19 protein-coding genes are annotated in these 20,822 nt (G+C 61.9%); 13 read left to right on the top strand and 6 right to left on the bottom strand.

Annotated elements, in window-relative coordinates; genetic code table 11:
• Positions 1 to 139: 139 nt before the first annotated feature.
• The 4 genes from PS14A_RS21785 to PS14A_RS21770 all read left to right on the top strand — a co-directional run bounded on the left by PS14A_RS21785 (position 140) and on the right by PS14A_RS21770 (position 6,627).
• Complete coding sequence (locus PS14A_RS21785; RefSeq protein ID WP_212617207.1) at positions 140 to 2,491, top strand: hybrid sensor histidine kinase/response regulator; 2,352 nt, start codon at positions 140 to 142, stop codon at positions 2,489 to 2,491.
• 95 nt (positions 2,492 to 2,586) lie between these two features.
• A complete protein-coding gene (locus PS14A_RS21780; protein ID WP_212617205.1) occupies positions 2,587 to 4,236 on the top strand; it encodes an acyl-CoA dehydrogenase family protein in 1,650 nt (549 codons plus the stop codon).
• 183 nt (positions 4,237 to 4,419) lie between these two features.
• Entirely contained in the window at positions 4,420 to 5,919 is a 1,500-nt protein-coding gene (gene amn, locus PS14A_RS21775; protein ID WP_016773051.1) for an AMP nucleosidase, read from the top strand.
• 72 nt (positions 5,920 to 5,991) lie between these two features.
• A complete protein-coding gene (locus PS14A_RS21770) occupies positions 5,992 to 6,627 on the top strand; it encodes a pseudouridine synthase (RefSeq protein ID WP_249121387.1) in 636 nt (211 codons plus the stop codon).
• Here PS14A_RS21770 and PS14A_RS21765 read toward each other — a convergent pair.
• Together PS14A_RS21765 and PS14A_RS21760 are read right to left on the bottom strand one after the other, a co-directional pair.
• The gene (locus PS14A_RS21765) at positions 6,622 to 6,831 is read right to left on the bottom strand and encodes a DUF2788 domain-containing protein (RefSeq protein ID WP_016773053.1); all 210 of its coding nucleotides are present in this window, start codon (positions 6,829 to 6,831) and stop codon (positions 6,622 to 6,624) included. The genes PS14A_RS21770 and PS14A_RS21765 overlap by 6 nt on opposite strands.
• Positions 6,832 to 7,001: 170 nt before the next feature.
• A complete protein-coding gene (locus PS14A_RS21760; RefSeq protein ID WP_007909658.1) occupies positions 7,002 to 7,481 on the bottom strand; it encodes an Lrp/AsnC family transcriptional regulator in 480 nt (159 codons plus the stop codon).
• Between the two features lie 449 nt (positions 7,482 to 7,930).
• Here PS14A_RS21760 and PS14A_RS21755 point away from each other — a divergent pair, with 449 nt between their 5' ends.
• Positions 7,931 to 8,839, top strand: a complete 909-nt coding sequence (locus tag PS14A_RS21755) for a DUF6515 family protein (RefSeq protein WP_212617203.1) — start codon at positions 7,931 to 7,933, stop codon at positions 8,837 to 8,839.
• A gap of 20 nt (positions 8,840 to 8,859) precedes the next feature.
• On the opposite strand, the gene PS14A_RS21750 is transcribed toward PS14A_RS21755, so the two are convergent.
• Together PS14A_RS21750 and PS14A_RS21745 are read right to left on the bottom strand one after the other, a co-directional pair.
• Positions 8,860 to 9,768: a cation diffusion facilitator family transporter gene (locus tag PS14A_RS21750; RefSeq protein ID WP_212617202.1), complete on the bottom strand. Its 909-nt coding sequence runs from the start codon at positions 9,766 to 9,768 to the stop codon at positions 8,860 to 8,862.
• A gap of 13 nt (positions 9,769 to 9,781) precedes the next feature.
• Positions 9,782 to 10,201 carry a polyribonucleotide nucleotidyltransferase gene (locus PS14A_RS21745; protein WP_212617201.1) on the bottom strand — a complete coding sequence of 140 codons (420 nt, stop codon included), beginning with the start codon at positions 10,199 to 10,201 and terminating at the stop codon, positions 9,782 to 9,784.
• 110 nt (positions 10,202 to 10,311) lie between these two features.
• On the opposite strand from PS14A_RS21745, the gene hrpB reads away from it, so the two are divergent.
• From hrpB to PS14A_RS21730, 3 genes are all read left to right on the top strand, one after another.
• Positions 10,312 to 12,831: an ATP-dependent helicase HrpB gene (gene hrpB / locus PS14A_RS21740; RefSeq protein WP_212617199.1), complete on the top strand. Its 2,520-nt coding sequence runs from the start codon at positions 10,312 to 10,314 to the stop codon at positions 12,829 to 12,831.
• A gap of 130 nt (positions 12,832 to 12,961) precedes the next feature.
• On the top strand, positions 12,962 to 13,534 hold the full coding sequence (locus tag PS14A_RS21735; RefSeq protein WP_016773058.1) for a hypothetical protein: 573 nt from the start codon (positions 12,962 to 12,964) through the stop codon (positions 13,532 to 13,534).
• Between the two features lie 13 nt (positions 13,535 to 13,547).
• A complete protein-coding gene (locus PS14A_RS21730; RefSeq protein WP_212617197.1) occupies positions 13,548 to 13,973 on the top strand; it encodes a hypothetical protein in 426 nt (141 codons plus the stop codon).
• An 11-nt stretch (positions 13,974 to 13,984) separates the two neighbouring features.
• On the opposite strand, the gene PS14A_RS21725 is transcribed toward PS14A_RS21730, so the two are convergent.
• Positions 13,985 to 15,064: an endonuclease/exonuclease/phosphatase family protein gene (locus PS14A_RS21725; RefSeq protein WP_212617196.1), complete on the bottom strand. Its 1,080-nt coding sequence runs from the start codon at positions 15,062 to 15,064 to the stop codon at positions 13,985 to 13,987.
• Between the two features lie 75 nt (positions 15,065 to 15,139).
• The gene (locus PS14A_RS21720; RefSeq protein ID WP_212617192.1) at positions 15,140 to 15,814 is read right to left on the bottom strand and encodes a YciC family protein; all 675 of its coding nucleotides are present in this window, start codon (positions 15,812 to 15,814) and stop codon (positions 15,140 to 15,142) included.
• Positions 15,815 to 15,991: 177 nt separating this feature from the next.
• On the opposite strand from PS14A_RS21720, the gene PS14A_RS21715 reads away from it, so the two are divergent.
• From PS14A_RS21715 to PS14A_RS21695, 5 genes are all read left to right on the top strand, one after another.
• On the top strand, positions 15,992 to 16,753 hold the full coding sequence (locus PS14A_RS21715; RefSeq protein WP_212617191.1) for a DUF2076 domain-containing protein: 762 nt from the start codon (positions 15,992 to 15,994) through the stop codon (positions 16,751 to 16,753).
• 291 nt (positions 16,754 to 17,044) lie between these two features.
• Positions 17,045 to 17,524: an NYN domain-containing protein gene (locus PS14A_RS21710; protein ID WP_016773064.1), complete on the top strand. Its 480-nt coding sequence runs from the start codon at positions 17,045 to 17,047 to the stop codon at positions 17,522 to 17,524.
• A 35-nt stretch (positions 17,525 to 17,559) separates the two neighbouring features.
• Positions 17,560 to 18,165: a 3'-5' exonuclease gene (locus PS14A_RS21705; RefSeq protein ID WP_095181881.1), complete on the top strand. Its 606-nt coding sequence runs from the start codon at positions 17,560 to 17,562 to the stop codon at positions 18,163 to 18,165.
• Positions 18,166 to 18,476: 311 nt separating this feature from the next.
• On the top strand, positions 18,477 to 19,412 hold the full coding sequence (yedA, locus tag PS14A_RS21700) for a drug/metabolite exporter YedA (RefSeq protein WP_212617190.1): 936 nt from the start codon (positions 18,477 to 18,479) through the stop codon (positions 19,410 to 19,412).
• Between the two features lie 52 nt (positions 19,413 to 19,464).
• Positions 19,465 to 20,805: a DEAD/DEAH box helicase gene (locus tag PS14A_RS21695; RefSeq protein WP_039761769.1), complete on the top strand. Its 1,341-nt coding sequence runs from the start codon at positions 19,465 to 19,467 to the stop codon at positions 20,803 to 20,805.
• Positions 20,806 to 20,822: the final 17 nt, after the last annotated feature.

Here is a 20,822-nt window from a genome sequence, read left to right as displayed (position 1 = left end):
AATTTCCATGGTGCTCAATGGCCATCAACGGCTATGCTAGGCTGGATCCAAACAATCACAGGTAATACCGGTTTTACGTCTACTCAAAGGGAATGGGGGGGCTTCCTGACACAACCGGACGAGCCACGCTGGGGCTTCAATGCGCTATTTGCTGATGTTGCTGTTCTGCTTGCCCCTTATGGCGAGCGCTGTCGAATTCGACGAATTCACCCAGAGCCTGCCACTGGGCCGATCGCTGCAAGTGTTCGAAGACCCGAGCGGTCAGGCGACGATTGCCGACGTCCGCGCGCAAGACGCCGCCGGCCAGTTCAAAGCCCACGACAAAGCCACGCTCAACGCCGGCTACTCGCGTTCGGCGTTCTGGCTGAAGATCGACCTGCATTACCGCCCGAGCAACCCGGCCGCCCAGCGCACCTGGCTGCTGGAACTGGCGTATCCGCCGCTTGATCACCTCGACCTGTACTTGCCTGACACCACCGGTGCATACCGACTGGTGCGCCAGACCGGCGATGCCTTGCCTTTCGCGAGTCGCGAGATCCGCCAGAACAACTACCTGTTCGACCTTCCCTTCAAACCGGATCAACAGCAGACGCTGTACCTGCGCCTGGCCAGCGAAGGCTCGATCCAGGCGCCGGTGACGTTGTGGTCGAGCTCCGCGTACCTCGAAGACCAACCGGTGCGCCTGTACGTACTCGGCATCATTTATGGCGTGCTGCTGGGGATGCTGGTCTACAACCTGTTCATCTACCTGAGCGTGCGCGACACCAGTTACCTCTATTACATCTTCTATATTGGCTCGTTCGGCCTCTATCAGTTGTCGGTGAATGGCGCGGCGGTCGAGTATTTCTGGCCGGACAACCCATGGTGGGCCAACGCCGCGACGCCGTTCTTCATCGGTTGCGCCGGGCTGTTCGGCAGCCAGTTCGCCCGCAGTTTCCTGCAGACCAAGACCCACAGCCCCTGGCTGGATCGCTTGCTTATCGGCCTGATTGCCTTCAGTGCGCTGGTGATCGGCCTGTCGCTGATGACCAGTTACGCCCTGGCCCTGCGCCTGGCGACCACACTGGCGCTGACCTTCACCGTGGTGATCTTTGCCGCCGGGATTCTTGCCTGGTGGCGCGGCTTGCGCGTGGCCCGTTACTTCATCATCGCCTGGTCGGCATTCCTGCTCGGCGGCATCGTCAATACGCTGATGGTGCTGGGATTGCTGCCCAACGTGTTCCTGACCATGTACGCCAGCCAGATCGGCTCGGCGATCGAGGTGGCGCTGCTGTCGCTGGCGCTGGCCGATCGCATCAACGCCATGCGCGAACAACAGGCGCAGACCTTGTTCGACGCCGGGCAGAAACTCGAAGTGCTCAACCAGCAACTGGCCCACAGCAACAAGCTCAAGGATGAATTCCTCGCGACGTTGACCCACGAACTGCGCACGCCGATGAACGGCGTGATCGGTTCGCTGGAGCTGATGCAGACGGTCGACCTCGATCCCGAGCTGGAGCAATATCAACAGACCGCCGCCGGTTCTGCTCGCGACATGATGCGCATGGTCAATGGCATCCTCACGCTCACTGAATTGCAGGCCGGCAAGCTCAAGGCGACGCCGGGCAGTTTCAGCCTGCGCGCAGTGGTCGAGGCGTTGCGCGTGCAGTTCGAAGGTAATGCAGCGAGCAAGTCGCTGGACTTCAAGGTCGAGGTGCTGCCGACCCTGCCGGATCGCTTGCTCGGCGACAGCGCGAAACTGGCGCAGTGCCTGGAATGCCTGCTCGACAATGCGATCAAGTTCACCCGCGTCGGCGGCCTGGCGTTGCGCGTTACCGGTCGGCCGTCGGCGGATGAGCGCATGGCGCTGTCGTTCGCGGTGATCGACACCGGTATCGGTTTCACTGATCTGGGCGAGGCAACCCTGTATCAGCGTTTCTTCCAGCTCGATGGTTCGATGACTCGCGAATACGGCGGCCTCGGTGTTGGTCTGGCGATCTGTCGGCAATTGGTCGAATTGCTCGGCGGCAAACTCACCCATCGCTCCGAGCCGGGACGCGGCAGCCGCTTCCAGCTCGATGTCGAATTCGAACTGCCGGTGGTCGAAGCGCCTGCGGATCAGCCGCCCCGCGATTGCATTCGTGCGCCGCAGGACTGCACGGTGCTGCTGGTGGATGACAACAGCGTCAACCAACTGGTGATGCGTGGCATGTTGCTCAAGCTCGGTTTCCGCGTGCGCAGCGCTGATAACGGCGCCGCCGCGCTGGACTGCCTGCAACGGGAAAGTTTCGATGCGGTGCTGATCGATTGCCAGTTGCCCCGCCACGAAGGCGCATCGTTGTGCTGCCAGATCCATGCATTGCCAGGCTGCGCGCATTTGCCAGTGTTCATGCTGGCGCTGGGTGCGGATCTCGAACAATGCGCCCCGGGCGCGCCTATCGACTATCTGCACAAACCAGTGAAATTCGAGGATCTGCAGGCTGCCTTGCAGCGCCGCGTGCTCAGTTGCTGATGGGGTAAAAGCGCCGCAAAAACGGCGCCTATGACACTTTGTTCAAAAAAGCACCAGTGCTTAACTGGTGCCATTGCTGAACACGGAGCGCCGTCATGAACCTGCATCAGTTCGCCGAAACCCACGAAGTCACCAATCAGCCACCGTCGCTGGACGGCACCAACCTGTACCGCATCGATCTGCCGTTACAGGAGTGGTCGCGGCGTTTTGGCGCCGGTTGGGCCGAGTCGCGCATCGATGCCTATGGCGCACTGGCGGGCGGGCCGTTGATGGAAGCGGGGTTTCTCGCCAACCAGAACAAACCGCTATTTGCCAGCCATGATCGCTACGGCCATCGCATCGATCTGGTCGAGTTCCACCCGGCTTACCACGAGCTGATGCGCACGGCTGTCGAACATGGCCTGACCTCGCTGCCTTGGGCACACCCGCAGGACGGCGCGCATGTCGCCCGCGCTTCGATGACCTATCTGCACAGCCAGGCCGAGGCCGGCAGTGGTTGCCCGCTGACCATGACCTTCGCCAGCGTGCCGGCCCTGCGCTTGCAGCCGGAGCTGGCCGAACAGTGGCTGCCGAAAGTCCTCGCCACCGAATATGATCCGCGCAATGTCGGCATGGCGCACAAGGCCGGCGTGACCATCGGCATGGCGATGACCGAGAAGCAGGGCGGCACCGATGTCCGCGCCAACACCACCAAAGCCTATCCGGTCGGCCCCAGCGGCCCGGGTCAGGCCTATGAACTGGTCGGGCACAAGTGGTTCTGCTCGGCGCCGATGTGCGACGCCTTCCTGACATTGGCGCAAACCGACAAGGGCTTGAGCTGCTTCCTGCTGCCGCGCCATCGCCCGGACGACACGCGCAATCAGTTCTACATCCAGCGTCTGAAAAACAAACTCGGCAACCAGTCCAACGCCTCCAGCGAAGTGGAGTTTCGTGGCGCACTGGCATGGATGATCGGCGAAGAAGGGCGCGGCGTGCCGACCATTATCGAGATGGTGGCGATGACCCGTTTCGATTGCATGGTCGGTTCCAGTTCGCTGATGCGCCAGGCGCTGACCCAGGCCAGCCATCACTGCGCGCACCGCAAGGTCGGCGGCAAATTGCTCAGCGAGCAGCCGCTGATGCAAAACGTACTCGCCGATCTGGCCCTGGAGAGCGAAGCCGCGCTGGCGCTGAGTCTGCGCATGGGCAAGGCGCTCGATCATCTGGATGATCGCCACGAAGCACAGTTCGCGCGGCTGGTGACAGCGGTGGGCAAATACTGGATCTGCAAACGCGCGCCGGGAATGATCAACGAAGCCGCCGAATGCATGGGCGGCGCCGGTTATGTCGAAGACAGCATCCTGCCGCGCCTGTACCGCGAAGCGCCGGTGAATTCGACGTGGGAAGGTTCGGGGAATGTGCAATGTCTGGATGTGCTGCGCGCATTGTCAAAGGAGCCGGGCGTGCTGGATGTGCTGTTCAGCGAACTGGGCGACGGCCATGGCGACAAGCGTCTGGCCGCGCATATCCAGCAGTTGCAGGCGCAGTTCAAGGACACCAGTGATATTCAGTATCGAGCGCGGCAGTTGACCGAAGACATTGCCCTTGGGTTGCAGGCCAAACTGTTGCTGGAGGCCGGAAATTCGGCGGTCAGTGATGCGTTCATTGCCAGCCGTCTGAGCGGTGGCGGTCGCGTCTATGGCGCGTTGCCGCGTGGGCTGGACGTTGAAGCGATCGTCGCGCGCTCGACTCCACAGCTTTTCTGACCCACCTCAAATCTCCCCCTGTGGGAGCGAGCCTGCTCGCGAAAGCGGTGTGTCAGTCGACATCTTTATTGGATGATCCACCGCATTCGCGAGCAGGCTCGCTCCCACAGGGGACATCATTGGTCTGCAGATTTAAGTGTCGCCACAACGCCACTGTTCCCGTGCGTCCACGATGCAGGCAAGATGAAGCTCTGCAAGTCAGAACACAGGAAGCTGATCGTGACCGAAGCGTTTATTGTCGTTCAAACCGCCGAACAAGCCGTGGATCGTCTGGCCGAGCTGCATGAGCGGGCCACCACTGCGCTGAATTCTGCCCTCAAGCGTTACCTCAAGGACCGCGTCGAGCCCGACGCCGAACAGCGTGCTCTGTTTCGTTATCCCGAACTGCGTCTGACCTACCACTGCCAGGGCGAAGTGCCGCAGACCACCCGCGCTTACGCCAAGGTGCAGTTGCCGGGCACTTACAGCGTCACCGTCACCCACCCGGCGGCGTTTCGCAAATACCTGCTTGAACAACTGACGCCATTGATGCACGACTTCACCGTGACCGTCGAAGTCGGCGTCAGCCAGCAGAACATTCCTTATCCGTACGTGGTCGAACAGGGCGATGAACTGGCCGGTTCCGGCGTCACTGCGGCGGTGCTGGCGCGGGTATTCCCGAGTACCGATCTGTCCGCCGCTACCGATGGCATTGCCGACGGTCTCTACGACTGGGAAAACACCGATCCGCTGCCACTGGCACTGTTCGACGCCGCGCGCGTGGATTTCTCGCTGCGCCGTCTGGTGCATTACACCGGCAGCGACTGGCGCCATGTGCAGCCGTGGATTCTGCTGACCAACTATCACCGCTACGTCGACCAGTTCATCGTTCATGGTCTGGAGCAGTTGCGCCGCGACCCGCGTTTCGTGCGCATGGTCCTGCCGGGCAACGTGATCATCGAGAAGAGCATGGACCACGGCGAAGCCTCGGCAATTGCCGCCGGTGTGGTCTGGCACCGTTACCAGATGCCCGCCTATCACCTGATCGCCAGCGATGGTCACGGCGTGACGCTGGTCAACATCGGTGTCGGCCCGTCCAACGCCAAGAACATCACCGATCACCTGGCCGTGCTGCGCCCGCATTGCTGGCTGATGATCGGCCATTGCGGCGGCCTGCGTCAGTCGCAGACCATCGGCGACTATGTGCTGGCGCACGCTTACATGCGTCGCGACGGCATTCTCGACCGCGTGGTGCCGCCGAATATCCCCATCCCGGCACTGGCCGAAGTGCAGCTTGCGCTTCAACAGGCAGCGGCGAATGTCACTGGCGAGAAGGGCGACGATCTGAAGAAGCGCCTGCGCACCGGCACGGTTCTGACCTATGACGACCGTAACTGGGAATTGCGCTGGGCTCAGGAGCGGCCGCTGATCAACCTGTCCCGCGCAGTAGCGGTGGACATGGAAAGCGGCACGATTGCAGCGCAAGGTTATCGCCTGCGGGTGCCGTACGGCACGTTGCTCTGTGTTTCGGACAAGCCGCTGCACAGCGAAATCAAACTGCCGGGCTCGGCCAACGCCTTCTATGAACGCGCGGTCAGCCAGCATTTGAAAATCGGCATCGAAGCGGTGGACCTGCTGCGCACCGAACTCAACTCGCTGCACTCGCGCAAACTGCGCAGCTTCGACGAGCCGCCGTTCCGTTAACGGTTAGTCGTGGTCATTTGGCGGTCAGGGCACTAGCATTAACAGCCCTGACCGTTAGATGTTCTTTCCGCCATGTCCCGTCCACCACGTCCACCTTCACGCCGTCCCGGTGTGAAACCGCAATCGTCCTCGCCACGCCGTGTCGCCAAAGCGCCGCCGGCCGAGCCGAAACTGATCCTGTTCAACAAACCCTTCGATGTGCTGACGCAGTTCAGCGACGGTGAAGGGCGGGCGACACTCAAGGATTACATCGATGTGCCGGGGATTTACCCGGCCGGACGTCTGGATCGCGACAGCGAAGGTTTGTTGCTGCTGACCAACGACGGCCAGTTGCAGGCGCGCATCGCCGATCCGAAACACAAACTGGCGAAGACTTATTGGGTGCAGGTGGAGGGCGAGCCGACTGCCGAGCAGTTGCAGCGCCTGCGCGATGGCGTCGAGCTGAATGACGGCATGACCTTGCCTGCCGAGGCGCGGCAACTGGCTGAGCCGCAGTTGTGGCCGCGCAATCCGCCGGTACGCTTTCGCGCGACCATACCGACCTCGTGGCTGGAACTGGTGATTCGCGAAGGGCGCAACCGTCAGGTGCGGCGCATGACGGCGGCGGTCGGATTGCCGACGTTGCGGCTGGTGCGGGTCAGGATTGGCGACTGGACGATTGAAGGGCTCGATCAGGGCCAGTGGCAGGAAGTGCCGGCGCGCTTATAAGGCGCCGGATTCGATCAGGCCGATCACCACACTCTTGATGATGAACGCCGCCACGCCCAGGCCCAGCACGAAAAACAGAATGAACGAGCCGAACCGCCCGGCCTTGGACTTCTTCGCCAGATCCCAGACGATGAAACCCATGAAAATGATCAGGATGCTGACCAGACCGGTCATCATCCACTCTTCGAACAGTGCTGGATCCATTGGCGATCTCCGGCGCGGACAGGGCTGAAAGGGCGGCGGCGAGTATACGCCAAGGGCGGATGGCGGGGCATTGATCTGCGTCGCCTGTGCCGGCCCCTTCGCGAGCAGGCTCGCTCCCACAGGTTGAAATGCATTCCCCTGTGGGAGCGAGCCTGCTCGCGAAAGCGATATCAGCTGCGCAAATGAGTCAGCGGCAGTTCGGTGCTGTTGAGCACCTGATTCAGCACAAAACTCGACCGCACGCTGGTGACCCCCTCGATCCGGGTCAGATGCCCCAGCAGCAATTTCTGGTAGTGATCCATATCCGGCACCACCACTTTCAACTGGTAGTCGGCATCCACTCCGGTCACCAGACTGCATTCCAGCACCTGCGGCAATGTACGGATTGCCGCTTCGAAATTCTCGAAACGTTCCGGCGTGTGCCGGTCCATGCCGATCAGCACATACGCGGTCAGGCTCAAGCCGAGCATCTTGCGATCGAGCAGCGCCACCTGGCGCGAGATATAGCCATCGTCTTCCAGCTGCTTGACCCGGCGCGAGCAGGGCGAGGGCGACAGACCGATGCGTTCGGCCAGTTCCTGGTTGGAGATACGGGCGTCGCGCTGCAATTCCGCCAAAATACTCAGGTCATACCGGTCGAGTTTGCTCATCAATCTGTCCTTGGTCGTAACTATTGCGGCGGATTATCTATCCAGGGTTAAAAATTGCGCAAGCAGTGTTTAATTGAGCAATTTTCGCAATCCTCTGTCGCGGCTTCAGGACTATTCTTATCACCAGAATCACTGCTCGGTAACACAGTCCACGCGGCCCGCCCAATCAGGCCCGCCGCGGCCGCCACCCCCACCGGGGATGTGCCGGCCCCCGAGCTGCACACTGTCCAGAAGACGGCGTGAGGTGAGCCGACGTCAAAAGCGTCGAGCCAGGACGAAGTTCTCAGAAGGGAGGCCGACGGGTCTCCCTTTTTTCTTGCCTGCGATTTCATCTTGGCGCCTCAATAAATAAGTCGCGCGACTGATAACCTGTTGCAGAACCCGGTGGGGCTGTTTCGAATCTCAACAACAAGCCCTGCCAACGACAGGCTCCCGCAGTGAGGAAAAACATGAATTCGCGCATCTGGCATCTGGCCGGTGTTGGTTTGCTGTGTGTGGGTGTCAGTGCGCAAGCGCTGGCCGATGAGCCGCAGAACGACGGGATCATCCGTGGCGACAACAGCCGTCAGTTCGAGCACAACGGCCAGCCGCACAACAATGACAGTCAATGGCAGAACCGCAACCGTGCCGATGAGCGTCCGCAACCGCCTCGCCAGCCCGGTAACAACCTGCCGATCCAGCCGCGTCCCGACGCCGTGCACCAGACTCAGGAGCCGCGTCAGGGTTACTACCGCGACGAGCGCCCGCAGAACGGTTACCACAATCAGCAATGGCAGACGCAGCCGCGTCCCGATGACAACCGCTGGCCGGGACGGCCGAACGGTCATGGCAATGGCTGGGGGCCTGGCCCGCAATATCGTCCGGGCCATGTGATTGACCGTTTCCCGGATCGTGATTACCGCGTGCCGTATCGCGGTCAGGATTACTTCTATTCCGGCGGCTACTGGTATCGCCCGCAAGGCCCGCGCTACATCGTCGTGCAACCACCGCGCGGGATCCGCATCCAGTATTTGCCGGATTACGCCCGTGAAGTGTGGATCGGCGGCTCGCTGCTGTTCCTCGCCGCCGGCTCGTATTACGCCTATCAAGAGGCGACGCAGGATTACGTGGTGGTCGAGCCGCCGCTGCAGCAACCGCCGCAACAGCAAGCTCAGGGCTATGACGTCGAAGCCTACCCGGCCAACGGCCAGTCACCGCAGCAGGTGCAGCAGGACGGTTACCAGTGCTCTCAGTACGCGGTGCAGCAAAGCGGTTTCGACCCGCGCACCGCGACCTACCAACCGGCACCCGAAGTGGTTCAGGCCTATCGCCAGGCGCAGGGCAACTGCCTGAGCAGTCGCGGTTATCAGGTCAGATAGGGACAGCTGCAAGCTGCAAGCTACGAGCTTGAAGCTAGAGGCTTGTCGCTTGTGGCTGTTTTTACAGGATCGGCGTGGACCAGTACCTCGGCTTTGGGATAAGCCTTGTGTATTGCCGCCGCTGCTTGATCGCTGATGCCATGGGCGACTGACAGGGTCAGTTCGCCCGGCAGTTCCAGGTGCAATTGCACGAACCAGTGGTTGCCCGAGATCCGCGTGCGCAGGTCATGTGCACCCAGCACGCCCGGCACGCTGCAGGCCAGTTCGAGCATGCGCTGGCTGACATCGGTCGGCAGTTCCTCGTCCATCAGCACCGAAAAACTTTCCCGGGCGATCTGGATCGCGCTCCAGAAAATATACGCAGCGATCCCCAGGCCAAACCACGCATCCAGTTGCGCAAAACCCATCCCGGCCAACACCAGCGCGAGGAGGATGCTGCCGTTGAGCAGCAGGTCTGAACGGTAATGCAGCGAGTCGGCACGTACGGCGTTGGAGCCGGTCTGCCTGATCACCCGGTGCTGCAACATCAGCAGCGCGGCGGTCAGCAGCAGGGAAAACACGATCACACCGATGCTCAGCCACGGCGCGCCAAGCGGCTCTGGTTTCTGCAAGCGCTCGTAGGCCTGAAACGCGATCAGCACCGCGCTGCCACCGATGAACAACGCCTGCGCCATGCCCGCCAACGATTCGGCTTTGCCGTGGCCATAGCGGTGATCGTCATCCGCCGGGCGCAAGGCGTAATGCACTGCCAGCAGATTGAGCAATGAAGTGACGCCATCCAGCGCCGAGTCGGTGAGGCCGGCGAGCATGCTCACCGATCCGCTGAGCCACCAGGCAATCGCCTTGGCGACGATCAGCGTGCACGCGACCGCCACCGAGGCGCGGGTCGCCAGCCGCAGCAGGCGGGCGTGTTCGGGGCTGGAGGTCATTGAACGTCCTTATTCAAGCGGCGGGTTGCAGGCCGAACATCGCCAGTTGCTGAGTGCTGCCCTTGTGCTGGATCAGGCGCGGATCATCCAGAGGAAAATCTCGGCCAAGTTCGCTTTCCAGAATCGCCTGCAACTTGTGATTGTCGACCTGTCCATCCGGGCCAATGGCTTGCTTGAGCTTGGCCGGATCGATCTGCGCGGTGTGGCCCGGTTCGAAATAGATCGCCCCGGTGGCGAAGTCGACGGCAAACGCGATCAGCCCGGGAATGATGTAGAACAGCAGGCCGACGGCGTCGAGCACGGCAATCGCCGGGTCGATCTTGCCGTCGATCTGGCCACGCCGGTCCGGGTAGAAAATCGAACCGCATGCAGTGAGCTGCGTGAGCAGGGTGGCGACCAGAACACCGCCGATCAGGCGAAAAGGTAAGCGCATGAGAAAATCTCCTGATTCATCTAAGAACGAAGCTTCGTCGAGTGAAGTTAAGACCCTGACGAACCGCTAGCAGTTCGCCGTTATACTCGTCGATCTGTTTGGGAGCCAGCATGATTTCTTTGCCGATCGACGATGTTTTACCCGCCCTGCGTGAAGCCCTCGCGTCACGCCACGAAGCCGTGCTCGAAGCACCGCCCGGCGCCGGTAAAACCACCCGCGTGCCTTTGGCCTTGCTCAACGAAGCCTGGCTGGCCGGGCAGACCATCGTCATGCTCGAACCTCGGCGTCTGGCTGCGCGGGCGGCGGCGGAGCGTTTGGCCAGCGAGCTCGGCGAGCAGGTCGGTGAAACCGTCGGCTATCGCATCCGTCTCGACAGCAAGGTTGGCCCGAAGACGCGTATCGAAGTGGTCACCGAAGGCATTCTCACCCGGCGCTTGCAGGACGACCCGGCGCTGGAGGGTGTGGGCCTGCTGATCTTCGACGAATTTCATGAACGCAGTCTCGACGCCGATCTGGCGCTGGCGCTCAGTCTGAACGGTCGCGAGCTGTTTCGCGCTGAACAACCGCTGAAGATTCTGCTGATGTCGGCCACCCTCGAAGGCGAGCGCCTGGCCGGCTTGCTCGATGACGCGCCGATCCTGCGCAGTGAAGGGCGCATGTACCCGGTGACGATGCGCTGGGGCCGGCCGTTCCAACCGGGTGAATACATCGACCAGCGCGTTACCCAGACCGTGCTCGAAGCGCTGCACGACGAGACCGGCAGCCTGTTGGTGTTCCTGCCGGGACAGGCGGAGATCCGTCGCGTACATCAGCAACTGGTCGACGCAATCGGCGAGCGCAAAGACGTTCTGCTGTGCCCGTTGCACGGCGAACTCGACCTCAATGCGCAACGCGCGGCGATCGATCCGGCGCCGCCCGGTCAGCGCAAAGTAGTGCTGGCAACCAACATCGCCGAGACCAGCCTGACCATCAACGGCGTGCGCGTGGTCATCGATGCCGGGCTGGCGCGGGTGCCGCGTTTCGATCCGGGCAGCGGCATGACCCGCCTCGACACCCAACGCATCTCCAAGGCCAGCGCCACCCAGCGTGCCGGCCGCGCCGGGCGACTGGAGCCGGGCGTGTGCTATCGCCTGTGGTCGCAGGATCAGCACGAACAACTGGCGGCTTATGGCAGCGCGGAAATTCTTTCGGCGGATCTGGCCAGCCTCGCTTTGCAACTCGGGCGCTGGGGCGTGACCCCGGGCGAACTGGTCTGGCTCGACATACCGCCCGCCGCCGCGTATGCCCAGGCGCAGGATCTGCTGCAACGGCTCGGCGCCTTGCACGGCGACACGCTGACGGCCCACGGCCAGGCCATGGCTGAGCTGCCGGCGCATCCGCGCATCGCGCATTTGCTGTTGCGTGGTCAGGCATGGGGGCTGGCGGCGATGGCCTGCGATGTGGCGGCGCTGCTCGGCGAGCGCGATATCCTGCGCGGCGCTGGCGCGGATCTGCACAGCCGGTTGGTCCTGCTTTCTGGCGAAGAGTGCGCCGGTCGCGGGGCGCAGGGCGGGGTGCAACGCGCCCGGCAATTGGCTCGGCAGTATCGCGGCTACTTGCGCGGCAAGCCGAGCGAACCGGTAAACGATCCCGAGCATCCGCGCTGGCTCGGCGCGCTGCTGGCGCTGGCCTACCCGGATCGCGTCGCCCAGCAACGGCGTGCCGGCGGGGCCGAATACCGTTTGGCCAACGGTCGCGCGGCGCTGTTCGCTGAAGCCGACAGCCTGATGAAGCACGAGTGGATCGTCATCGCCGACCTTGGCAGCCGCCAGGGCCAGCGCGAAGAACGCATCTATCTGGCGGCGGATTTCGATCCGGCGCTGTTCGATTCGGTGCTCGCCGAGCAAGTGCGCAGCGTCGATCAACTCGATTGGGATGAACGCGAAGGCGTGCTGCGTGCCGAGCGCCAGCGCAAGGTCGGCGAGCTGATTCTGAGCCGCGAACCGTTGACCGGTCTGGATGAAAACGCGCGCAGTCAGGCGCTGGTCAATCTGGTGCGGCGCAAGGGTCTGGAGTTGCTGCCGTGGACGCCGGAACTGCGCCAATGGCAAGCGCGAGTGGCGCTGTTGCGCCAGCTCGATCTGAGCACTCAGGACGACAGCCAATGGCCGGATGTCAGCGATGCGGCATTGTTGAATACCCTGGAAGACTGGCTGATGCCGTATCTGGGCAAGGTCTCGCGGCTCAGCCATTTCGCCAACCTCGACCTGTCGAGCATCGTGCGTAATCTGCTGCCGTGGCCGCTGCCACAGAAACTCGACGAACTGGCGCCGCATCATTTGAGCGTGCCGTCGGGTTCATCGATTCGTCTGGATTACAGCGAACATCCGCCGATTCTCGCGGTGCGTTTGCAGGAGCTGTTTGGTCTGGCCGATACGCCACGGATCGCCGGCGGCCGGCAAGAGGTCAAGCTGCATCTGCTGTCGCCAGCGCGGCGGCCGGTGCAGGTCACGCAGGACCTGGCCAACTTCTGGCGCAGCACTTACGCCGAAGTAAAAAAGGATCTGAAAGGACGTTATCCGAAGCACTATTGGCCGGACGATCCCTTGGTCGCCGAAGCCACGGCGCGGGCGAAACCACGCGGCACCTGACCCGCAATGGCTGCGCGCCATTAGCCCATCCGTGCTAATTGCCCTTGGTTGTTCAGGCTCGCAAAATCGCCGCCTGAACAATAACCAGCCTTGTTGCCTGGCAACGTGTGCCCAAGGAACGGAACTGCCCATGACCTCTTTCTTCAAGCTCAGGAAGTTGATCTTCTTGTCGGCTGCGCTATTGGCCGCCTCCAGTTCGGCCATGGCCGAAGAGCCCAATCCGATTGGCGACTGGTGGATTATCTACGGCAACGGCGTGCCCCAGAAAAACATCATGTACGTCGCCGATGCGACGTCGGTGGTGCCTTCGCAGAAAACCAAAGGCGCGACCATGGTCGCAGTGACCCTGGTGTATGAAGAGCCCGGCAAACCGATGATCGACGTCTACAACCTCGAAGCCCAATGCTCTACGGGCAAGGTGCGTTTCATCAATGGCCAGTCCATCGAGCGTCTGGCCTACACCATGCGGCATCTGAAAGTTGCCAACCAATGGCAGACCCCGAAAGAGTTCTGGGTCCAGCAAGCGCTGAAGTTTGCCTGTGCCCCTGGCAGTCGCGCCAAAAACGACATGGCCGCCGTCGGCAAGATGGAATACCTGCAAATGATCGAGATGCTGCAGCAGATGTTCTTCAAGCTCGCGCCGATCCAGCAAAAGAGCCAGATGATGGACAACATCGACAGCCTGCTCGAACTCAAGAAATAAGCCGAGGCATCCAATGACTTACACACGTTTATGGCTGGCAACCCTGCTGGCAGCATTGCTCTTGAGCGGCTGTTCCACTATCGCGCAAAGCCGCTGGGAAGGCCGTGATATGCAGGAAGCACTGGACCTGTTCGGCACTCCTGATTCGATGAAAAAGGAAACCGGCCCGAACGGCGAACCCTTGGCCGTACTGACCTGGCACAAGTCCGCGAGCTGGACCTCTACCGAAGCAGCCGGCACTTCGATGACCCATACCGGCAATGGCATGGTGTACACCGAGCACTACCAACAGGTCGGCAATAGTTCTACCTGCAAGTTGCAGGCGAAGATCAATCAGCAGAAGAAGATCGCCCAGTTCCTGATCGAAGACGGGCGGATACTGCACGGCAAGTGCGCTAACGTTCGCTATGTTCCGGGCTACGTTCCGCCCGGCTTATAAGGGCAGAGCGCTCAGGGTGCAGCGGGCAGCAGGAACCGCGCAATCACCGGCAAGTGATCGGAAATGCGCAAGGTATCGTCCTGCCGCACCTGCGCTTGCACGCGTTTGAGCTTCGGGCTGTTGAACAGATAATCGACCGTGCGATCCGGGCCGTTGAGGCCGGGGTCGTTGGGGTAATGGGTCAGCCATTTGGCCCGGTCGATACCTCCGGCTTCGTTGTTGGTCGGGATCATCGGGTACTTGTCCCACAGCAGATGCAGTTCGCTGTCGGCAGAGTAGGGCGTGCGGCGCTCGACGGGCAGGCGCCGGTACTGGCCCAGCGGCAACAGATTGAAATCACCACCGATCAGCCACGGCAGGCCCTGGCTTTCATACTTGTCGAGCACTTTGGCCACGGCAGCCACTTGCGCCTGCACATTGCCGTCCGCCTGGCTGGCGCGCTGCAGATGAGTGTTGAACACGGTCAATTGACCGCCATCGCTGAGCGGCAATTTGACTGCCAGCAAAGCGTCTTTGGGCTGGAACTGGCGGCTGATGAAGTTGCTCGGTGCGACGGGCAGTTGCAGGCGTTCGGCGTGTTCGATGCGATAGCGGCTCAACGTGGCCAACTGGCGGCCGACGCTGCCGTAGATGTGGGGCTCGGGGACGAAATCGGCTTTCCAGTCGAACGCGCTGGTGCTGCATGGATACAGATCGGCGACGCGTTCCTGCAACAGTTTGAGCTGGTTCTGGTAATCGCTGGCCTTGGCGCCGTCGTCGAGCTCCTGCAACAGCACCACATCGGGTTGTTCGTCACGGATCACCCGCGCTACTTCGTCGAGGCTAAACGCCATGTCTTCAGCGGTCGGCGCTTCATCGTCGCCTTCGGCAAGATCATTCCAGAACACGTAGCGCTTGCCGGCGAGGAACTGCACGTTCCAGGTCATGACTTTGAGCGCTTGCCCGGGCACCAGTGTCGGCGCCGTGGTGCCGCAACTGACCGGCAGGGTTTCGCGGGCATCGGGGCGCCAGGTCAGGCTGAACAGCAGCACGCCGAACAGGACGACGGCGAAGATGACGAGGAGCAGGGTGTAGCGCAGCAGACGGGTCATGGCTCGGCTTATAGCGTTACAGAAAGTGGCCCCGAGCATACCTGACGGCAGCGGCGAAGCCCAAGCACGGCGCGGTCAGACCGCTCCGTTACGTTTGTCAGGCAATTCGCTGATCAGCATGAAAAGGCGGAACAGCACCACGCTGGTGAACAGTTGCAGGAAGCTGTGAGCGCTGTCGATCAGCCCGGCAATCAGTGGATTCTGCGGTTCGGGGTAGACCGCTAGCGTCGCGCCCTTGAGCAGCCACAACGGGGTCATCACGCAGAGAATGCACAGCAGAATGCGCCAGAAGTGCCCGCGCGTCAGGCGCAGACTTTCCTTCATCGCCTGCAACGGCCCGAGGCCGCGCAGCACCAGCAAGTATTCGGCGAAGGCGAGCATGACCATCAGCATCAGCCCCGGCAGGAAGTACAGCGACAGGCCCAGCAGAATCAGCAAGGTATTGAGCGCGGTGAGCACCGCGAAGCGCGGCCACAGGGTTGCGGCCATCGCCAGCAGGTCACGGTTGTGCGGCGACTCGCCACGGCTGCGCGCATCGAGAAACAGGATCAGCGCGGCGGTGTACAGCGGATACACCAGCAGGCCGACGATGATGCTTACCCCGGCAAAAGTGTCAGGCCCGGTGGCGTGATCGACCGCCTGCTGCAAGAAAGCTTCGACAATCACCAGCGGCAGGCACAACTGCACGATGCTGCCCAGATGGCGTTTGAAAAAATACAAAGAGTCGCGCAGTACTTCGAGGGCATTCATCAGTCGGTATCGCAGGTCGAAAACAGTGGCTCACTTTAACCGATGCAACGCGGGGCGACACAAACGTAAACATTCGGTAAAGGCCATTGAAACGTTTTGTCACTGTCTCCATTACAGGAGAGCACCGCGCTCAGAGTGGGCGCGGGCACGTTATTACCGGCAATCTACGAGGTCGCCATGAACAGCGAAGAGCAAACCCTGATCGATGGACTGTTTTCCCGGCTGCAACAGGCCGAAACGGAGGCAGCCCCGCGCGACGCCCAGGCTGAGGCGCGGATCAAGGAACACCTGACGCGCCAACCGGCGGCAGGCTATTTCATGACCCAGGCGATTCTGGTGCAAGAGGCCGCGCTGAAAAGCCTCGACGAGCAGAACAAGCAACTGACCCAGCAAGTCCAGCGCCTGCAGGCCGAACTGCAATCGGCCAAGGCCCAGAGCGGCGCGCCAGCGGCGAGCGGCGGCGGTGGCTTCCTGTCGAGTATCTTTGGCGGCGGCAATTCACGTCCGGCGCCGAGCCAGAGCGCAGCGCCATCGTCCACCGGCGGCTGGCGTGAACCGGCGCCGCAGCAGAGCTACCAGGCTCCGGCACCGCAACAGAACTTCGCCGCCGCGCCGCCCAACTATGCGCAGCAGGCAGCCCCGGCGGCGGGTAACAGCTTTCTCGGCGGCGCGCTGAAAACCGCTGCGGGCGTGGCCGGTGGTGTGATGTTGGCGCAGGGCATCAGCAGCCTGTTCCACCACAATCAGCAACCGGAAGAAATCGTCGAGGTCATCAAGGAAGAACCGGCGCAGGTCGCCGACCAGAGCAACAACGGCTGGGGCGATGATCAGCGCGTGGCGGACAACGGCTTCTCGGGCAATGACCAGGGCGGTTTCAGCGACGCCGATTACAGCAGCGACAATTCGTCGTTCTTCGATGACGACGACTCCTTTGTCTGACATAGCCTTTGAAGACTGACATAGCCTCTGAAGGCTGACATGTACACTGTGGCGAGGGGATTTATCCCCGCTGGGCTGCGCAGCAGCCCCGCTTTTCCTAATTGGAGCGAGGACTGCTGCGCAGCCCATCGGGGATGAATCCCCTCGCCACACTCACCACTCGTCAGCAGCACCTTTGCGCCTGTGGCCGATTATTCGCGGAACCCTCCTTCGGGCTGGCATACTGAGCGCCTTTTTCGGGCCTGATCGCCTGACCCCGCTTCGTGCGCTTGCGCGCTCACAGGAACTCCGGTGAAAAAAATCGCAGTGTTCGCCGATGTGCAGAACCTCTACTACACCGTGCGTCAGGCCTATGGTTGCCACTTCAACTACGCCGCATTGTGGGCCGACATCAGCAAGAACGGGCAGATCGTCGAGGCCTACGCCTACGCGATCGACCGGGGCGACAGCAAGCAGCAGCAGTTTCAGCAGATCCTGCGCAACCTCGGTTTCACCGTGAAGCTCAAGCCCTACATCCAGCGCAGCGACGGCTCGGCCAAGGGCGACTGGGACGTTGGCATTACCCTGGACATCATGGACGCCGCCGACCATGTCGACGAAGTGGTGCTGGCCTCCGGTGACGGCGATTTCGACATGCTGCTCGAACGCATCATCAACAAGCACGGCGTGCAAGCGGTGGCCTACGGCGTCCCCGGCCTGACCGCCAACTCGCTGATCCGCGCCGCCAGCCGCTACGTGCCGATCGAAGGCGCGCTGCTGTTAAAGAATTAAGCTCAAGAATTGATTTGAACGGAGTTGAACCCGGTTTGGAACGCATCGCAGTCATCGACTTTGAAACCACCGGCCTGTCGCCGAACAGCAGCTGCCGCGCCACGGAAATCGCCGTGGTCATGCTGGAAAACGGCCGCATCGTCGAGCGTTACCAGAGCCTGATGAACGCCGGCGTGCGCGTCCCCGCGTTCATCGAACAACTGACCGGCATCAGCAACGCCATGCTGCGCACCGCGCCGCCGGCCGAGCGGGTGATGGAAGAGGTCAACGAGTTTGTCGGCTGCACGCCGCTGCTGGCGCACAACGCCTCGTTCGACCAGAAGTTCTGGGATTTCGAACTGGGGCGGATCAAGCGCACACGCCTGCAGAATTTCGCCTGTTCACTGCTGCTGGCGCGGCGCCTGATGCCGGCGGCGCCGAATCACAAGCTCGGCACGCTCACCACGTTCGCGCAGCTACCGCATACCGGCCAGGCTCACCGGGCCATGGCCGACGCCGAGATGGCGGCCAATCTGATGGCGCATCTGGCGGAAGAGTTGCGCGGCAAGCACGGGGTGCGCGAGTTGAATCACGACCTGTTGTGCAAATTGCAGAAAGTCCCTGCCGCAAAAGTGGGCGAGCATTTGCAGCGTTATCGCTGATTCCAGGCACTCCGACTGATCGTTCCCACGCTCTGCGTGGGAATTAAGCCCGGGACGCTCCGCGTCCCTTTCAAAGCCGAACGCAGAGCGTCCGTTGAGGCATTCCCACGCGGAGCGTGGGAACGATCCAAGATGGGATGTCTGCTGATACACCGCCTTCGCGAGCAAGCTCGCTCCCACAAGGACCTTGTCGGTCTCTGCTGCTTTCATGCAAAAGTGTACCGGCGCGAAAAACAGGTTTTGTAACTTATTTTTGCGCGGCGGGCTTTCTAGAATGACCGGTCCACAGAAATCTGACTGTCGAGCTGCCCATGCCTGCCTTGCGCCGTTTTTCCCTGCCGTTGGTCGCTGCGTTTTTTGCGTTGTACGTGATTTGGGGATCGACCTATCTGGTGATTCGCATCGGTGTCGAATACTGGCCGCCGCTGTTGCTGGCCGGGGTGCGCTTCGTCATTGCCGGCAGCTTGATGTACGCCTGGCTGCGCTGGCGCGGTGCTCCGGCGCCGACCTGGGCGCAGTGGAAAGCGGCGGGGCTGGTCGGCATTCTGCTGCTCAGTTTTGGTAACGGCGCGGTCAGCGTGGCCGAGCACACTGGTGTGGCTTCCGGCGTTGCCGCGCTGGCGGTGGCGACGGTGCCGCTGTTCACCTTGTTGTTCGGCTACTTCTGGGGTGCGCGCAATACGCGGCTGGAGTGGGCCGGTGTGGCGTTGGGGATTATTGGCATCGCCATGCTCAACATGGGTTCCAACCTGCAATCGAGCCCGCTCGGCGCGATGTTGCTGATCTTCGCGGCGGCGAGCTGGGCGTTCGGCTCGGTGTGGAGCAAATACCTGCCATTGCCGGCGGGGGCCATGGCCAGCGCGGTGGAAATGCTCGTTGGCGGCGTGGTCTTGCTGATCGGCAGTGCGCTGAGTGGCGAGCACCTGCAAGCCATGCCGCCGCTCGAAGGGTGGCTGGCGCTGGCCTATCTGATTTTCTTTGGCTCGATCATCGCCTTCAATTCCTACATGTATCTGCTCAAACATGTGCGCCCGGCGGCAGCGACCAGTTATGCCTACGTCAACCCGGCGGTGGCGGTGTTGCTCGGCGTGGTGTTTGTCGGCGAGACCATCGGCATCGAAGAAGCGCTGGCGATGCTGGTGATCATCAGCGCCGTGCTGCTGATCAGCCTGCCGCAGTGGCGTCGACCTGCGCAGCCACCCGTGGAAGAGGCGAAAGCCGTTCCGACGGAAGCGCGTACGAATTAGGGTAAACTGCGCGGCATTGCATCCCCGCGTCATTTTTTCCTACGGTACTCCCATGACTTTCGCCTCCCTTGGCCTGATCGAACCCTTGCTGCGCTCCCTTGAGACGCTCGGCTACCAGACCCCGACGCCGGTGCAGGCGCAAGCCATTCCGGCGGTGCTGGCCGGTCGCGACCTGATGGCAGCGGCCCAGACCGGCACCGGTAAAACTGCCGGTTTCGCCTTGCCGCTGTTGCAGTTGCTGGCCATGGAAGGGCCGAAAGTCACCGCCAACTCGGCGCGTGCGCTGATTCTGGTGCCGACCCGCGAGCTGGCCGAGCAGGTCCACGAAGCCGTGCGCCAGTACGCGGAAAATCTGCCGCTGCGTACTTACGCGGTGTATGGCGGTGTCAGCATCAACCCGCAGATGATGAAGCTGCGCGGCGGCGTCGATGTGCTGGTCGCCACACCCGGTCGCTTGATCGACCTGTTCCGCCAGAACGCGCTGAAACTCAATCAGCTGCAAACGCTGGTGCTGGATGAAGCCGATCGTATGCTCGACCTGGGCTTCTCGGAAGAACTGGCGAACATTTACCGCATGCTGCCGAAAAAGCGCCAGACCCTGCTGTTCTCCGCGACCTTCTCCGATGACATCCGCCTGCTCGCCGGGCAGATGCTCAATGATCCGCTGAGTGTCGAAGTCAGCCCGCGCAACGTCGCCGCCAACACGGTCAAGCAGTGGATCGTCACCGTCGACAAGAAGCGCAAGGCCGAACTGTTCGTGCACCTGATGCGCAAGAACAAGTGGAAGCAGGTGCTGGTGTTCGCCAAGACCCGCAACGGCGTCGATGCGCTGGTGGAAAAACTTCAGGGCCTCGGTGTGAATGCTGACGGCATCCATGGCGACAAACCGCAGGCCACGCGCCAGCGCGCGCTGGACCGTTTCAAGCTCAGTGAAGTGCAGATTCTGGTGGCGACCGACGTTGCCGCCCGAGGTCTGGACATCGAAGACTTGCCGCTGGTGGTCAACTTCGATCTGCCGATCGTCGCCGAGGATTACATTCACCGCATCGGCCGCACTGGTCGCGCGGGTGCCACCGGTGAGGCGATTTCGCTGGTGTGTGCCGATGAAGTGAACATGCTCTCGGCCATCGAAATGCTGACTCGGCAGACGTTGAAGCGCCAGAACGAGCCGGATTTCGAACCCGAGCACCGCGTGCCGGACACCGACGCCAGCGGTCAGGTGATCAAGAAGCCGAAAAAACCGAAGAAGCCGAAAGCATCGGGCGGTGGCGGTGGTAAACGCAATCTGGGCAAGTGGGTCGACAGCGGCGAGACCTCGGCACCGGAGCCATCGATCAAACCGGTGCGCAAGGTGCCGGTGTTTAACACTGGACCGCGTAAGCGTAAGCCGTGATTTGATGAGGCGTCTGC

It is taken from the genome of Pseudomonas sp. 14A (genome assembly GCF_018132745.1).
Taxonomy (GTDB): Bacteria; Pseudomonadota; Gammaproteobacteria; order Pseudomonadales; family Pseudomonadaceae; genus Aquipseudomonas; species Aquipseudomonas mercuritolerans.
The sequence above is the reverse complement of the archived record's forward strand: the minus strand, read 5'-3'. Positions and strand labels throughout refer to the sequence as shown.